This window comes from Blastococcus sp. SYSU DS0828 (assembly GCF_054050975.1).
The window spans coordinates 1-14932 of sequence record NZ_JBJHAK010000014.1 but is presented as its reverse complement, the minus strand read 5'-3'; the positions used below and the strand labels follow the sequence as shown (position 1 = coordinate 14932).

Sequence of the window (14932 nt, the reverse complement as noted above, 5' to 3'; positions counted from 1 at the left end):
CGGCGATCGTGACCACGACCCCGACCAGCGTGGCGGACGCCGTCGCCCGCGCGGAGGAGGTGGCGCGGACCGTCGCGCTGCCCCTGGTAGAGCGGACCGACTCCGGGGTCTGGCCGGCCGAAGCGGTGCGCGCGCTGCAGGCCGCCGGGCTGGGTGGGCTGGCCGCGCCCCGGTCGGTGGGCGGCTCCGGGCTGGGCCTGCGCGGGGTGGAGGCGGTCTGCGAGGCGCTGGGCCGGGTGTGCGCGTCGACGGCGCTGTGCTTCGGCATGCACTGCGTGGCCACCGCCGTGCTGTCGGCCAAGCACACCGACCGGCAGCGGAGCGAGTTCCTCGACGCGATCGTGGCCGGTGAGCACCTCACCACCCTGGCCCTGTCCGAGCCGGGCACCGGAGCCCAGTTCTGGTTGCCGCAGACCCGGATGACCCGGGACGGCGAGGGCCTGCTGGTCGCGGGGGAGAAGTCGTTCGTGACCAACGGGGGCAGGGCCGACTCCTACGTCGTGAGCACCGTGGCGGCCGACCCCGGGGCCCCGGTGGGCGAGTTCTCCTGCGTCCTGGTGCCGGCGGACGCCGAGGGCGTGGCCTGGGGGCACGAGTGGACCGGCATCGGGATGCGCGGCAACTCCTCCCGGGGCATGCGGCTCGACGACGTCCGGCTTGCCCCCCAGCACCTGCTCGGCACCGAGGGCGACCAGATCTGGTACGTCTTCGAGGTCGTGGCGCCGTACTTCCTGATGGCCATGGCGGGCACCTACGTCGGCGTGGCCCAGGCGTCGCTCGACGAGGCCACCGCGCACCTGTCCCGCCGGGCGCACGCGCACACCGGCCGCCGGCTGGCGGGCGAGCCGCTGCTGCAGCACCGGCTCGGCGTCCTCTGGGCGCAGGTGGAGCGCACCCGCCGGCTGGTCCACTGGGCGGCCGAGGAGGCCGACGCCGGCGGACCCGCGGCGCTGCCGGGCCTGACGTCGGCGAAGGCCGAGGTGGCCCGGTGCGCCGTCGACGTGACCAACGAGGCCATGACCCTGGTCGGTGGCATCGGCTACCGGGACCGGTCCCCGCTGGAGCGTCACCTGCGCGACGCCCGGGCGGCCGACGTGATGAGCCCGACGACCGACATCCTGCGCACCTGGACCGGCCGGGCGGCGCTCGGCCTGCCGCTGCTGGGCGAGTGACCGGCCCCCCGGACGGCGCGGGCCGCTGGGTCCTGGTCGAGCCCTCCACCACCGACGTCGAGCTGCTCCGGGCGCTGCCCGGCATGGACCACGTCGCCCCCGGGGAGCTGGAGGTCCGCCTCGTCGACCCGCCCGAACCGGTCGACCTGGTGGTGATCGGCTCGCTGGCCGCCGCTCCGGTGGCGCTGGTGCAGCGCGCGCACCGGCTGGCGCCCGGGGCGGCCGTGGCCGTGCTGTCGACCACCCCGACGACGCTGCGGCGCGAGACGTCGTACGCCCCGGGGGTGCCGCTCGAGCTGCTGGTCGCTTCGCCCGGCGAGCCGGACCTGCCCGAGCGCCTGCGCGCCATCCGCCGGGCGGCCGTCGACCGGCGCCGGCACAGCGCCGTGCTGGCCGCAGTGGCCCGCCGGGCGGCCGGTGCGATCGAGGACGCCCCGCGCGGCCCGGCGGAGGTGGGCGGGGTGCTCGAGCACGCCCCCATCGCGGTGCTCGTCGTGGACCCCGCCGGGGCGCTGGTGGGCTGGAACCGCCGTGCCGAGGTCCTGTTCGAGCTCGTCCGCACGCCCACCGGCCGGCCGGTGGACACCGTGCTCCCGGGCGCCGCCGCCTTCCTGGCGCCGGTCCTCGCCGGGGCGACCTCGGGCAGCGAGCTCCCGGAGGCGACCCCGACGGCGGCCCACGTCCTCGTCGGCGGCCGCGTGGACGTGGAGCTGACCGCGGTCCGCAGCCAGACCGACGACGGCCGGCCCGTGGCGCTCCTCCTGGCGGTCGACGTGACCGCCCGTCGGGAGGCGGAGCGGGAGCGGGACCGGCTCGCCGGTCAGGTCAGCCTGCTCGCGCGGGTCTCGGAGTCGCTCGCCGGCTCCCTGGACGTCTCCGAATCGATCGCCCGGCTGGCCGAGGCGGTGGTCCCCGCGATGGCGGACTGGGCGAGCGTCCAGGTGCGCGAGGAGCACGACCGGCTCGCCGCCCACGTCGTCCGGCAGCGCGACCCGGCGCTGGCGCCCGTGGCCCGCCGGATCGAGGCGCTCGTGGCCGCGCGGGGTACGGGGAGCGGGCTCGGCCGGCGGGCGGCGGCCGGGGAGGCGGTCCTGCTGCCGGTCGTCGACGCCGGCACCCTGGTCGAGGAAGTGCCCGACGTCGAGCTGCGCGGTCTCGTGGAGCGCCTGGGTACGGCGAGCGCGCTGGCGGTGCCGGTGCCCGGGCGGTCCGGCATCCTGGGCTCGCTGCTGCTGGCCCGCGGGGCCGGTGCCGCGCCCTTCGGGGAGCGCGACCTGTCCCTGGCGAGGGAGATCGGCCGGCGGGCGGGCATCGCGCTCGACAACGCCCGGCTCTACGCCGGCCAGCGGCACCTGGCCACCGAGCTGCAGAACAGCCTGCTCACCGCCCCGCCGGACCTGCCCTTCGCCCGCGTCGCGGTGCGCTACGTCGCCGCGGCGCGGGAGGCCCAGGTGGGTGGCGACTGGTACGACGCCTTCCGCCGGCGCACCGGCGACCTGACGGTGGTCATCGGCGACGTCGTGGGACACGACACGCGGGCAGCGGCGGCCATGGGCCAGCTGCGGTCGCTCGTGCGCGGCATCGCCTACACCACCGCGGGCGCGCCCGACCAGGTGCTGACCGCGGTCGACGAGGCCGCCGAGGGGCTGGAGCTCGCGACGATGGCGACGGCGATCCTCGCCGAGCTGTCGCCGACGGGTGCCGGTGGCGGGGGCGGCGCACGGCTGCGCTGGTCCAACGCCGGGCACCCCCCACCGGTCCTCCTCGAACCCGACGGCACCGCCCGGCTGCTCACGTACCGCGCCGGGCGACCCGATCTGCTGCTGGGCGTCGACCCGGCCGCGCACCGGCGCACCGAGGAGACGACCCTGCCGCCCGGGTCGACACTCCTGCTGTTCACCGACGGTCTCGTCGAGGACCGCGGGCACACGCTCGACGACGGACTGGAGCTGCTGCTCGCGACCGTCGGCCACCACGCCGGGGAGGAGCTGGAGGACCTGTGCGATGCCGTCCTCGCGCGGATGGTGCCCCGCGGTGGTCAGGACGACGTGGCCATCGTCGCCGTCCAGCCGGGCCCCTGAGCAGCGCCGCATCCCTGCCGGGCGTGTCGTGTCGTCGGCGTGTCGGGGGCGGGCGCGCCACCTGCGCCGGGAGCCGCCCCGGCGAAACCAGACCGTCCGAATACCGGGGCTGACCAGGCATGATCACACCGAGTGACCCAATGGGCGGCTATCGTGCGGACCCGGGGTCGTACGGCTCCGCGACCGCCCTGCTCGTTCGTGCGTGACCAGCGGATTTGCCGGGAACCAACGCGACGGTGAGGCTCGCAGCGGGGGCGCGGTGCGTCCCCGCGAACCGAACGACCGCCGGCCGGAGCACGGTCGACGAACGAGACGATTGGGTTGCACCATGCCCCTGCCTGACCTGTCCCCGGAACAGCGGGCCGCCGCTCTCGAGAAGGCGGCCGCCGCCCGCAAGGCGCGCGCCGAGCTGCGCGAGCGACTCAAGAGCAAGGGCGCCACGGTCGGCGACGTCCTCAAGCAGGGCGAGACCGACGAAGTGATCGGCAAGATGCGGGTCTCCGCCGTCCTGGAATCCCTGCCCGGGGTCGGCAAGGCCCGGGCTGCGAAGATCATGGAACGCCTGGAGATCTCCCCCACGCGACGCGTGCGGGGGCTGGGCGCCAACCAGCGGCGGGCGCTGGAGGCCGAGTTCGGCGGCGAGAAGGTCGACGCCGAGCAGGTTCCCGCTGACGGCTCCGTCTGAGGAGGGGCCGCCGGCACCGCCGACGACCCCGGGCGAGGACGACGAGTGGCTGCAGCGACACCGGCACGGCTGACCGTGCTCTCCGGACCCTCCGGGGTCGGCAAGGGCACCGTGATAGCCGAGGTCCGGCGGCGGCACCCCGACGTGTGGGTGTCGGTGTCGGCCACCACTCGTCGTCCCCGGCCGGGTGAGGTCGACGGCGTGCACTACCACTTCGTCTCCGACGCGGAGTTCGACCGGCTGATCGCCGAGGACGGGCTGCTGGAGTGGGCCGAGTACGCGGGCAACCGCTACGGCACCCCGGTGGCGCCGGTCCGGGCCCAGCTGGCCACCGGGCGGCCGGCGTTGCTGGAGATCGAGCTGCAGGGTGCCCGGCAGGTGCGGGCGCGGGCGCCGGAGGCGCAGCTGGTCTTCCTGGCCCCGCCGTCCTGGGCCGAGCTGGTCAGCCGGCTGGCCGGCCGGGGGTCGGAGCCGGTCGCCGTGCAGGAGCGGCGGCTGGCGATCGCGCAGGCCGAGCTCGACTCGTCCGGGGAGTTCGACGTGGTGGTCGTCAACGACGACGTGTCCCGCGCCGCGGACGAGTTGGTAGGCTTGCTGACTGCGCCGTCACCCGGTCTCGTTCCGGGCAGCGGCGCCCACGAGTGAGCCCGCCGGTCAGCCGGCCCGCCCGCTCCCACGAAAACGATCGAGGAGACCCGTCCGACCGTGTCCGGAGTCGCACCCGCCCCCGAGGGCATCACCAACCCGCCGATCGACGAGCTGCTCGAGCGCACCAGCAGCAAGTACGGCCTGGTCATCTTCGCCGCCAAGCGCGCGCGCCAGATCAATGCCTACTACAGCCAGCTCTCCGAGGGCCTGCTGGAGTACGTCGGCCCGCTGGTCGACACCGCGCCCCAGGAGAAGCCGCTGTCCATCGCGCTCCGCGAGATCAACGAGGGGCTCCTGGCGCACACCGCCGGCGAGAACTGAGGAAGGACCCCCTCGCCCCCCACCACTCGCTCCGCTCGTGGTGGGGCCCTGCGAGGGGGCCGTTCCATCCCTTTCTGGTGACGCCCCCGGCCTGTGCCGGGGGCGTCGTCGTGCGTGGGGGAGGATGAGCGCATGAGCCGGATCGTGCTGGGCGTCGGGGGCGGCGTCGCCGCCTACAAGGCCGCGCTGCTGCTGCGGGCCTTCACCGAGGCCGGGCACGACGTCCGCGTCGTCCCCACGCCCGGCGCGCTGCACTTCGTCGGCGCGGCCACGTTCGAGGCGCTGTCGGGCAACCCGGTCACCACCGACGTCTGGTCCGACGTCCCCGAGGTGGCGCACGTGCGGATCGGGCAGACCGCCGACCTCGTCGTCGTCGCCCCGGCCACCGCCGACCTGCTGGCCCGGGCCGCGGCGGGCCGGGCGGACGACCTGCTGACCGCGACGCTGCTCACCGCACACTGCCCGGTGGTGTTCGTCCCGGCCATGCACACCGAGATGTGGCTGCACCCCGCCACGCAGGACAACGTGGCCACGCTGCGCCGCCGCGGAGCGGTGGTCCTGCCGCCCGCCGTCGGCCGGCTCACCGGACCGGACTCCGGCCCCGGCCGGCTGCCCGAGCCCGCCGACATCGCCGCGCTGGCCGCGGTCGTGCTCGACGGGGGCGCCGACGCGCTGCCGCAGGACCTCGCCGGCCGCCGGGTCGTCATCAGTGCCGGCGGCACCCGCGAGCCGCTGGACCCGGTGCGCTACCTGGGCAACCGGTCGTCGGGCAAGCAGGGCTGGGCCCTGGCGCGGGTCGCCGCCGCCCGCGGCGCGGAGGTCGTGCTGGTGGCCGCCAACGTGGAGCTGCCCGCGCCCTTCGGCGTCCGGGTGGTCCCGGTCGGGACGGCCGAGGAGCTGCGGACGGCCGTGCTGGCGGAGTCGGGCGCCGCCGACGTCGTGGTCATGAGCGCCGCGGTCGCCGACTTCCGGCCGGCCGGCGTCGCCGCCACCAAGCTGAAGAAGGGCGCGGCCAGCGAGCCGAGCGCCGTCGAGCTCGTCCGGAACCCCGACGTCCTGGCCGAGCTGGTCGCCGAACGCGCGCCGGGCCGGCTCGTGGTCGGCTTCGCCGCCGAGACCGGTGACGACGACGGCGACGTGCTCACCCACGCCCGCGCGAAGCTCGCCCGCAAGGGCTGCGACCTGCTCGTGGTCAACGACGTGTCGGCCGGCCAGGTCTTCGGCCGGTCCGAGAACGCCGTCGTGGTGCTCGCGGCCGACGGTTCCGCGACCGAGGTGCCGCGGGGCAGCAAGGACGCCGTGGCCGCCGGCATCTGGACCGTGGCGGCAGCCCGGCTGACGGGCCGCTGACCCGTCCGGTGGGCCCAGCACGGCCCGGAGCTCGCCCTGGGGGCCCATCGCGGCCCGGCGACGAGGCTCAGCCCACGAACCAGGGAGCGGCCCCCAGGGCGAGGTAGCAGACCGGGACCAGCGCTGTCGGCACGAGCGCGTTCCAGCGACGCCGGACCTGCTGCGCCCCGTCGCCCGCAGCGGGGGGCAGCGGTGAGGTGACCAGGTCGTCGGTCGCCAGCTCCCGGTACTCGAGCCAGGCCAGGACCACGACCACGCCGAACAACCCGACGGCCACCACGGCCGCCGGCACGGGCAGGACCGACGACGTCACGAACCGGCCGGACACCGCCGAGCCCAGCGAGGCCAGCACGACGAGGGCAACCACGGCGGGGCCGACCACCCACGTGTGGGTGATCAGCGGACGGACCAGTCGGGGGACGGCCAGCACCACGAGCAGGACCAGGGCGAGGCAGCCGACCTGGACGCCGTTCCAGGTCAGGACGCCACCCTCGGCCCAGGTCCGCGTGGCTGCCGTGCCCACGATCAGGGCGACGGCCTGCGCCGCGCCCAGCGCCGCGACCGTCCAGACCCCGGACACCCGCTCGGGCGAGCTCTCCGTGTCGATCTGCCGGGCGTAGGACGTCGGATCGCCGAACGCTTCGGCTGGCGTCTCGCCGCTCTCCGCGCAGTGCCGCTCCACCTCCGCCAGGCGTTCCCCGATCACCGGACCGGGGACGTCGCGCAGCCGCAGCTCGAGCACGAACGCGCCGCACCACTCCTGCTGAGCGAGGACGAAGGGACGCTGCCAGACCTCCTGGTGCGGCTCCTGGACGCGCGGGGTCTCGTTCACGATCTGCTCCTCGGGGTGATGGCGTCGGCGGCCGACAGGTGGTCGGTGACCCGGGCGGAGAAGCTCTGCCACCGGTCCTGGCCGTGCTCGAGCTCGCGGCGCCCGGCGTCGGTGAGCGTGAAGTACTTGCGTTCCGGCCCCCCGTCTCCCGTCCGCCAGGCCACGGTGACCAGCGAGTTCTTCTCCAGCCGGGCCAGCAGTGGGTACAGCGTGCCGCCCTTGACGTCCCCGAAACCGGCGGCCGCCAGCTCGCTGGCGATGGCGTAGCCGTAGGTCGGTCCGTCGGCCATGACGCGCAGCACGCACAGTTCCAGGACCCCGCGCAGCCACTCACTGGGCTGGGCGGGGCCGGTCATGACTCGATAGTGCCTCTACTCAGACGCTCTGTCTAGTCACCGTGCCGGGCGCGTTCTCCCGCCACCGCGCGTTCCCGTGCCCGACCCCACCCGTCCACGGGCGGGGCCGTCGGCACGTACGGTCGGGTCCAGGTCCTCCGCCCACTCGCCATGAGCGGCGGGCCCAGGCCCCGCCCCCGGTGGTTTCACGCGACCGGGGCGGGGCCGCCTCCTCGGCGGGGTCCGGCGCGGACCGGGTCGGGCTCCCGCACGGACGCGGGCGCACTGCGGCGCGGAGGCGCCGGCGCCGAGGCCCTGGCACGGGTCCACCCGCGCCGAGGGGCGCCCGGTCTCGCCCGGGTAACGTCCCTCCACGAGTCGTGGCACCGAGCGGCTCGCCGAATCGTGTCCCGCGACCCAGGAGTACCGACATGCCACGCCGTCTCTTCACGTCCGAGTCGGTGACCGAGGGCCACCCGGACAAGATCGCCGACCAGATCAGCGACTCGATCCTGGACGCGATGCTGGCGCAGGACCCGCGCAGCAGGGTCGCCGTCGAGACCCTCATCACCACCGGCCAGGTGCACATCGCCGGTGAGGTCACCACCGCCGGCTACGTCGACATCCCGGCCATCGTCCGCGAGACGGTCCTCCGCATCGGCTACGACTCCTCCCGCAAGGGCTTCGACGGCGCGTCGTGCGGCGTCAGCGTGTCGATCGGCGCCCAGTCGCCGGACATCGCCCAGGGCGTCGACACCGGGTACGAGTCGCGCACGGGCGGCAGCTCCGAGGACGACGCGATCGAGCGCCAGGGCGCCGGTGACCAGGGCCTGATGTTCGGCTACGCCACCGACGAGACCCCCGAGCTGATGCCGCTGCCGATCGCGCTCGCTCACCGGCTCTCCCGCCGGCTGTCCGCGGTGCGCAAGGACGGCTCGGTGCCCTACCTGCGGCCCGACGGCAAGACCCAGGTCACCGTCGTCTACGAGGACGACCGGCCGGTGGCGGTCGACACCGTGGTCGTCTCCTCGCAGCACGCCGAGGACATCTCGATCGAGACGCTGCTGACCCCCGACATCGAGGAGCTCGTCGTCGAGCCGGAGCTGGCCGCCCTCGGCCTGCCCACCACCGGCCACCGGCTGCTGGTGAACCCGACCGGCAAGTTCGTCATCGGCGGCCCGATGGGCGACGCCGGCCTGACCGGCCGCAAGATCATCGTCGACACCTACGGCGGCATGGCCCGCCACGGCGGCGGCGCCTTCTCCGGCAAGGACCCGTCGAAGGTGGACCGCTCGGCGGCCTACGCGATGCGCTGGGTGGCGAAGAACGTCGTCGCCGCCGGCCTCGCCCGCCGCTGCGAGGTGCAGGTCGCCTACGCCATCGGCGCCGCGCACCCGGTCGGCCTGTTCGTCGACACGCACGGCACCGGCACGGTCGCCGACGAGGTGCTGGAGAAGGCGATCACCTCGGTGTTCGATCTGCGCCCCGGCGCCATCGTCCGCGACCTGGACCTGCTGCGCCCCATCTACGGGCCGACCGCCGCCTACGGCCACTTCGGCCGCACCGACCTGGACCTGCCGTGGGAGCGGCTGGACCGCGTCGAGGCGCTGCGCTCGGCCGTGGGGGCCTGAGGCCCGAGCCCGCCCCCCGGCCCCGCCCGCCCGCCGCGGGGCCGGGGGAGGAGCGCGGTCCTGTCGGTGGGGCCGGGGACACTGGTCCGGTGCAGGTCGCCCGGGTCGTCGTCGACGTCCCGCTGGCCCACCTGGACCGGCCGTTCGACTACGCGGTCCCGGAGAAGTACGCCGACACGGTGCGGCCCGGCTGCCGGGTACGGGTCCGGTTCCACGGCCGGCTGGTCGACGGCGTGGTGTGGGAGCTGGCGGGCACCACCGAGTTCGCGGGCAGGTTGCAGCCGCTGTCGCACGTGCCCTCCGGGGAGCCGGTGCTCACCCCGCAGGTCGCCCGCCTGGTCCGCGCCGTCGCCGACCGGTACGCGGGCACCGCGAGCGACGTGCTCCGCCTGGCCCTGCCGCCGCGCCGGGGGGCCGCCGAGAAGCGCCCCTCGCCCACCCCCGAGGAGCTGCCCGCCCCGCCGGATGCGGTCGGCTTCGCCCGGTACCAGGCCGGCCCCGCGCTGCTGGGTGCCCTGGCCGAGGGGCGCCCGGCGCGCGCCGTCTGGACGGCGCTGCCCGGTGAGGACTGGCCCACCCGGATGGTCGAGCTCTGCCGCGCCGCGCTGTCGGGCCGACGCGGCGCCCTGGTCGTCGTGCCCGACGGCAAGGACCTGGACCGGCTGACGGCGGCGGCGGAGCGGCTGCTGCCGGAGCACTCGTTCACGGTGCTGCGGGCCGACGACGCGCCGGAGAAGCGCTACCGCCGCTTCCTCGCGGCCTCCCGCGGCGCCGCCCAGGTGGTGCTGGGCACCCGGGCGGCGATGTTCGCCCCCGTCCGCGACCTCGGTCTGGTGGTCGTGTGGGACGACGGCGACGACCTGCACTCCGAGGAGCGTGCCCCCTACCCGCACGCCCGCGACGTGCTGGTGCAGCGGGCCTGGCTGGACTCCTGCGCCGCGGTCGTCGCGGGGACCTCGCGCACCGCCGAGGCCGCGCTGCTGGTGGAGTCCGGCTGGGCGCACGAGCTGGTCGCCGACCGCGCGGTGCTGCGCGCCGCGGCTCCCCGGGTGCAGGCGCTCGGGGACGACTTCGAGCTGGCGCGCGACGCAGCGGCCCGCACCGCCCGGCTGCCCTCGCTGGCCTACGACGCGGCGCGCAGGGCGCTGGCCGCCGGCGCCCCGGTGCTGGTGCAGGTGCCCCGCCGCGGCTACGTCCCGTCGCTGTCCTGCGCGCGCTGCCGGGCGCCGGCACGGTGCGCCCACTGCGCCGGTCCGCTGGGCATCTCCCCGCGGCCGGGCCCCGGCGGCACCCGGATCCCGGCCTGCCGCTGGTGCGCCCGCCCGGCCGCCACCTTCGACTGCCCGCACTGCCACGGCACGAAGCTGCGGGCCGCGGTGGTGGGGGAGTCGCGCACCGCCGAGGAGCTCGCGCGGGCGTTCGCGGGCACGACCGTGCGCACCTCCGGCAGCACCTCCGGCGTCCTGGCCACGGTGCCGGCGGGTCCCGCGCTGGTCGTGGCCACGCCCGGTGCCGAGCCGGTGGCCGACGGCGGGTACGGCGCCGCGCTGCTCCTGGACTCCTGGGCGCTGCTCGGCCGGGCGGACCTGCGCGCCGGCGAGGAGGCGCTGCGCCGGTGGACCAACGCCGCATCGCTGGTGCGGCCCGCCTCGGCCGGGGGGCAGGTCGTCGTGGCCGCCGACGCCGGGCACCCCGTCGTCCAGGCGCTGGTGCGCTGGGACCCGGGCTGGCTCGCTGAGCGCGAGCTGGCCGACCGCCGCGAGCTCGGCTTCCCGCCGGTGACCCGCATGGCGTCGCTGGTGGGCTCGCCGGCCGCGCTGGGCGACTTCCTGGCCGCGGCGCGGCTGCCCGCCGACGCCGACCTCCTCGGGCCGGTCCCGGAGCCGCCCAGGCAGGGGCAGGAGGGCGAGCGGGAGCGCTACCTGGTGCGGGTGCCGCGCACCGAGGGCGCCGCGCTGGCGCACGCGCTGGCGGAGGTGCAGGGCGTGCGCAGCGCGCGCAAGGTGCCCGAGCACGTCCGGGTGCAGCTGGACCCGCTCACCCTGGTGTGAACCGGCGGCCGCCTACGATCGTCGGGTGAGCGTCACCCCCATCCGGTTGTTCGGCGACCCGGTGCTGCACCGGCCGGCCGCGCCGGTCGTCGACTTCGACGCCGAGCTCCGGCAGCTCGTCACCGACCTGACCGAGACCATGCAGGCGGCCGGGGGTGCCGGGCTCGCGGCGCCGCAGATCGGCGTCGGGCTGCGCGTGTTCACCTGGTACGTCGACGGCGAGGTGGGTCACCTGGTCAACCCGGACGTCGCTGCCGTGGGCGAGGAGGTGCAGGACGGCCCCGAGGGCTGCCTGTCCATCCCCGACCTGCGCTACGACTGCCGCCGGCACCTGCACGTGGTCGCCTCCGGCTGGAACATGCACGGCGACCCGGTGCGCGTCGAGGGCTCGGAGCTGCTGGCCCGGGCCATCCAGCACGAGACCGACCACCTCGACGGCGTCCTGTTCGTCGACCGGCTGTCCGAGGTCGACCGCGCCGCCGCGCTCGCCGAGATCCAGGCCGCCGAGTGGGCCGGCTACGGCAGCTACCTCCCCGTCGTGAAGGTGAGTCCGCACTGAAGCTCCTGTTCGCCGGCACCCCGGCACCCGCCGTCCCGTCCCTGGAGGCGCTGCTCGCCTCCGACCACGAGGTCGTCGCCGTCCTCACCCGCCCGGACGCCCGCTCGGGGCGAGGCCGCAAGGTCAGCCGCTCGCCGGTCGCCGAGCGGGCCGATGCCGCCGGCGTCCCGGTGCTCCAGCCACGGACCCCCCGGGACCCGGAGTTCCTCGAGCAGCTCGTGGAGCTCGGCGTCGACTGTGTGCCCGTCGTCGCCTACGGCGCCCTCGTGCCCCAGGCGGCGCTCGACGTGCCGCGGCACGGCTGGGTCAACCTGCACTTCTCGCTGCTCCCCGCGTGGCGGGGCGCCGCGCCGGTGCAGCACGCGATCATGGCCGGCGACGAGGTGACCGGGGCATCGACGTTCCTCCTGGAGGCGGGGCTGGACACCGGCCCGGTGTACGGCACCCTCACCGAGACGATCAGGCCGCGGGACACCGCCGGTGACCTGCTCGAGCGCCTGGCGGTCAGCGGCGCGGAGCTGCTCCTGGCGACCCTCGACGGCATCGCCGCCGGAGCACTGGAGGCCCGTCCGCAGCCGGCCGACGGCGTCAGCCTGGCCCCGAAGGTCGAGACCGCGGACGCCCGGGTCGACTGGGCGCTGCCCGCGCACGTGGTGGACCGGCGGATCCGGGGGGTGACGCCGGCGCCCGGTGCCTGGACGACGTGGCGCGGCGAGCGGCTGCGGCTCGGGCCCGTCACGCCGCTGCCCGACGGAGCCGCACTGGATCCCGGCGAGGTGCATGCCGAGGGCCGGGAGGTGCTCGTGGGTACCGGGAGCGGCCCGGTGCGGCTGGGCGACGTGCAGCCGGCGGGCAAGCGGATGTTCCCGGCGGCCGACTGGGCCCGCGGCGCCCGGCCGGCCCCCGGCGAGCGGCTGGGCGGCGAGTGACCCGCCCGGCGCGCGGCGGCGGTCAGGGGCGACGGCGGCACCCGGCCACCCGCCGCCCGGTGCTGGACGGCGCCCGGCTGACCGCCTACGACGTCCTGGACGCCGTCTCCTCGCGGAAGGCGTTCGCCAACCTGCTGCTGCCGCAGCTGCTGCGCGAGCGGCAGCTCGACCCGCGGGACGCCGGCTTCGCCACCCAGCTGGCCTACGGGACGCTGCGCGCGCAGGGGACGCTCGATGCGATCCTCTCCGGCCTCGTCTCCCGCCCGCTGGGCGAGCTGGACCCCCGGGTGCTGGACCTGCTCCGGCTGGGCGCCTACCAGCTGGTCGACCTCCGGGTGCCCTCGCACGCGGCCGTGGACACCACCGTCGACCTCACCCGGGCGATCGTGGGCGCGGGCGCCTCCGGGCTGGTCAACGCCGTGCTGCGGAAGGTCGCCGCGGGCGGTGACCGGGCCGCGTGGCTGGCGAGGCTGGCCCCCGAGGGCGACGAGCGGCTGGCGCTGACGACCGACCACCCGCGGTGGATCGTCGACGCCTGGCGGGACGCGCTCGGCGACGAGGCGGAGCTGGAGCAGGCGCTGCTGGCCGACGACGCCGCCCCGGAGGTGCACCTGGTCGCCCGGCGCATGGCGCGGGAGGACCTCGCCGAGGAGTCCGGCGGCGAGCCGGGGCCGTGGTCGCCGTACGCGGTACGGCTGGGCGGGGGAGACCCCGGCCGCCTGGCGTCGGTGCGCTCGGGCCGCGCCGCGGTGCAGGACGAGGGCAGCCAGCTGGCCGCGCTGCTGCTCACCCGGGCGCCGATCGAGGGGCCGGAGAGCGCCTGGCTGGACATGTGCGCCGGGCCGGGCGGCAAGGCGGGGCTGCTCGCCGCCACCCGGCCGGGGGGCGTGCGGCTCACCGCGGCCGACCGCGCCCCGCACCGGGCCGAGCTGGTGCGCCAGGCGCTCACCGGCGAGGACGACGTCGAGGTGGTGGCCGCCGACGGCCGCGAACCACCGTGGGCGCCCGGGAGCTTCGACCGGGTGCTGCTGGACGCGCCCTGCACCGGGCTCGGCGCGCTGCGGCGCCGTCCGGAGGTCCGCTGGCGGCGGACACCGGAGGACGTCCCGTCGCTGGTGGAACTGCAGACCGAGTTGCTCGCCGCCGCGCTGGCGTCGGTGCGCCCGGGCGGCGTGCTGGCCTACGTCACGTGCTCGCCGCACACCGAGGAGACGGTGGCCGTCGTCGACACCGCCGCCGCCCGGGACGACGTCGAGGTGCTGCCGGTGGCGCCGCTGTTCCCCGAGATCCCCGGCATCGCGCGCGGCGACTACGCGCAGCTGTGGCCGCACCGGCACGGCACGGACGCCATGTTCATGGCGCTGCTCCGCCGGACGCGCTGACGCCGGTGGCGCTAGGTTCCGGCGCGTGCCCTGGTTGCCGGAGACCTTCACCCACCCCCTGCGTGCCGAGCTGCCCACGGGGGAGCACCTGCGCCCGATGGGGGCGGCGGACACCGAGATCGACCACCCGGCGGTCATGGGATCGCGGGAGCGGCTGTGGTCGATCTACGGCGAGGCGTGGGGCTGGCCCCCGGCGCACATGACGGTCGAGGCCGATCGCGAGGACCTCGCGCACCACGAGCGCGAGATCGCCGCGCACGAGAGCTTTCTCTACGGGGTCTTCCCCGAGGACGAGGCCGAGCTGCTCGGCTGTGTCTACATCGACCCGCCCACCAAGACCGGCGACGTCGGGGCCGAGGTGTCGTGGTGGGTCGTCGACCGGCTCGTGGGCAGCGACGTCGAGCGCGCGCTGGACGAGTTCGTGCCCCGGTGGCTGGCCGAGGAGTGGCCGCTGCCCGCCCCTGCCCGGCTCGTCGGCCGGGACCTCACCTGGGCGGAGTGGAACGCGCTCCCTGCCCGCGACTGACGGCGGCCGGCGCCCGCGGCGGGGCCTCAGAAGGGTGGTGGGTCCTCCGCCGGTGGTGGCGGTGGTGGTTGCGGTGGTGCGGTGAGGACGCGATAGCCGGGTGGTCGGGTGGTGCGGGTGACCCCGGTGGGGGTGATGACGGTGAGGACGCCGTCGTCGCTGAGGGTGTGGGTCCAGCCGGGGGCGAAGGTCTTGAGCCGGTGGTGGTGGCGGCACAGGCAGCACAGGTTCTCGCAGGCCGTGGCGCCGCCGTCGGCGTGCGGGATGACGTGGTCGAGGTCGGCCCAGCCGGCGGGCACGGTGCAGCCGGGGTGCCGGCAGGTGCGATCCCGCGTTGCGAGGAACCGTTGCTGGGCGGCCGAGGGCCGGTAGCGGTCCACCGGCCCGGGCGGGCCGAGCAGCGGGCAGCCGCAGGACCGGTCGGGGTGGT

15 protein-coding genes are annotated in these 14932 nt (G+C 76.3%); 12 read left to right on the top strand and 3 right to left on the bottom strand.

Annotated features, from left to right (window positions below):
• Positions 1-8: 8 nt before the first annotated feature.
• The 6 genes from ACI79Q_RS12535 to coaBC all read left to right on the top strand — a co-directional run bounded on the left by ACI79Q_RS12535 (position 9) and on the right by coaBC (position 6257).
• Positions 9-1172: an acyl-CoA dehydrogenase family protein gene (locus ACI79Q_RS12535; RefSeq protein ID WP_456588670.1), complete on the top strand. Its 1164-nt coding sequence runs from the start codon at positions 9-11 to the stop codon at positions 1170-1172.
• Positions 1169-3253, top strand: a complete 2085-nt coding sequence (locus tag ACI79Q_RS12530; RefSeq protein WP_456599362.1) for a SpoIIE family protein phosphatase — start codon at positions 1169-1171, stop codon at positions 3251-3253. The genes ACI79Q_RS12535 and ACI79Q_RS12530 overlap by 4 nt, the downstream gene beginning before the upstream one ends.
• Positions 3254-3581: 328 nt before the next feature.
• The gene (gene mihF, locus ACI79Q_RS12525) at positions 3582-3938 is read left to right on the top strand and encodes an integration host factor, actinobacterial type (protein WP_456582244.1); all 357 of its coding nucleotides are present in this window, start codon (positions 3582-3584) and stop codon (positions 3936-3938) included.
• Positions 3939-3983: 45 nt separating this feature from the next.
• The gene (gmk, locus tag ACI79Q_RS12520; RefSeq protein WP_456599363.1) at positions 3984-4583 is read left to right on the top strand and encodes a guanylate kinase; all 600 of its coding nucleotides are present in this window, start codon (positions 3984-3986) and stop codon (positions 4581-4583) included.
• Positions 4584-4643: 60 nt separating this feature from the next.
• Positions 4644-4907, top strand: a complete 264-nt coding sequence (gene rpoZ, locus ACI79Q_RS12515; RefSeq protein WP_014376157.1) for a DNA-directed RNA polymerase subunit omega — start codon at positions 4644-4646, stop codon at positions 4905-4907.
• A gap of 132 nt (positions 4908-5039) precedes the next feature.
• On the top strand, positions 5040-6257 hold the full coding sequence (coaBC, locus tag ACI79Q_RS12510; protein WP_456614785.1) for a bifunctional phosphopantothenoylcysteine decarboxylase/phosphopantothenate--cysteine ligase CoaBC: 1218 nt from the start codon (positions 5040-5042) through the stop codon (positions 6255-6257).
• A gap of 67 nt (positions 6258-6324) precedes the next feature.
• Here the strand turns inward: coaBC and ACI79Q_RS12505 are convergent, their stop codons facing one another.
• Together ACI79Q_RS12505 and ACI79Q_RS12500 are read right to left on the bottom strand one after the other, a co-directional pair.
• The gene (locus tag ACI79Q_RS12505) at positions 6325-7089 is read right to left on the bottom strand and encodes a hypothetical protein (RefSeq protein ID WP_456599365.1); all 765 of its coding nucleotides are present in this window, start codon (positions 7087-7089) and stop codon (positions 6325-6327) included.
• Positions 7086-7445: a PadR family transcriptional regulator gene (locus ACI79Q_RS12500; RefSeq protein WP_456599366.1), complete on the bottom strand. Its 360-nt coding sequence runs from the start codon at positions 7443-7445 to the stop codon at positions 7086-7088. Before ACI79Q_RS12500 ends, ACI79Q_RS12505 begins: the two co-directional genes overlap by 4 nt.
• Before the next feature lie 410 nt (positions 7446-7855).
• Here ACI79Q_RS12500 and metK point away from each other — a divergent pair, with 410 nt between their 5' ends.
• The 6 genes from metK to ACI79Q_RS12470 all read left to right on the top strand — a co-directional run bounded on the left by metK (position 7856) and on the right by ACI79Q_RS12470 (position 14502).
• Positions 7856-9055 (top strand): methionine adenosyltransferase, encoded by a 1200-nt coding sequence (metK, locus tag ACI79Q_RS12495; RefSeq protein ID WP_456588676.1) that lies wholly within the window; start codon positions 7856-7858, stop codon positions 9053-9055.
• Positions 9056-9144: 89 nt separating this feature from the next.
• Positions 9145-11106: a primosomal protein N' gene (locus ACI79Q_RS12490; RefSeq protein WP_456614784.1), complete on the top strand. Its 1962-nt coding sequence runs from the start codon at positions 9145-9147 to the stop codon at positions 11104-11106.
• Positions 11107-11131: 25 nt separating this feature from the next.
• Positions 11132-11665, top strand: a complete 534-nt coding sequence (def, locus tag ACI79Q_RS12485) for a peptide deformylase (RefSeq protein ID WP_456597758.1) — start codon at positions 11132-11134, stop codon at positions 11663-11665.
• Complete coding sequence (gene fmt / locus ACI79Q_RS12480) at positions 11614-12594, top strand: methionyl-tRNA formyltransferase (protein WP_456599368.1); 981 nt, start codon at positions 11614-11616, stop codon at positions 12592-12594. The genes def and fmt overlap by 52 nt, the downstream gene beginning before the upstream one ends.
• Positions 12591-13976, top strand: a complete 1386-nt coding sequence (locus ACI79Q_RS12475) for an RsmB/NOP family class I SAM-dependent RNA methyltransferase (protein WP_456614783.1) — start codon at positions 12591-12593, stop codon at positions 13974-13976. The genes fmt and ACI79Q_RS12475 overlap by 4 nt, the downstream gene beginning before the upstream one ends.
• Positions 13977-14001: 25 nt before the next feature.
• On the top strand, positions 14002-14502 hold the full coding sequence (locus ACI79Q_RS12470; protein WP_456599370.1) for a hypothetical protein: 501 nt from the start codon (positions 14002-14004) through the stop codon (positions 14500-14502).
• A 26-nt stretch (positions 14503-14528) separates the two neighbouring features.
• On the opposite strand, the gene ACI79Q_RS12465 is transcribed toward ACI79Q_RS12470, so the two are convergent.
• Positions 14529-14932: HNH endonuclease signature motif containing protein (locus ACI79Q_RS12465; RefSeq protein WP_456614782.1), on the bottom strand; the 404-nt coding region annotated here is incomplete at its 5' end.

Bases quoted from the DNA above. Each gene is read 5' to 3' on its own strand.
- ACI79Q_RS12500 (WP_456599366.1), bottom strand. From the start codon at position 7,445: ATGACCGGCCCCGCCCAGCCCAGTGAGTGGCTGCGCGGGGTCCTGGAA.
- mihF (WP_456582244.1), top strand. From the start codon at position 3,582: ATGCCCCTGCCTGACCTGTCCCCGGAACAGCGGGCCGCCGCTCTCGAG.
- coaBC (WP_456614785.1), top strand. From the start codon at position 5,040: ATGAGCCGGATCGTGCTGGGCGTCGGGGGCGGCGTCGCCGCCTACAAG.
- metK (WP_456588676.1), top strand. From the start codon at position 7,856: ATGCCACGCCGTCTCTTCACGTCCGAGTCGGTGACCGAGGGCCACCCG.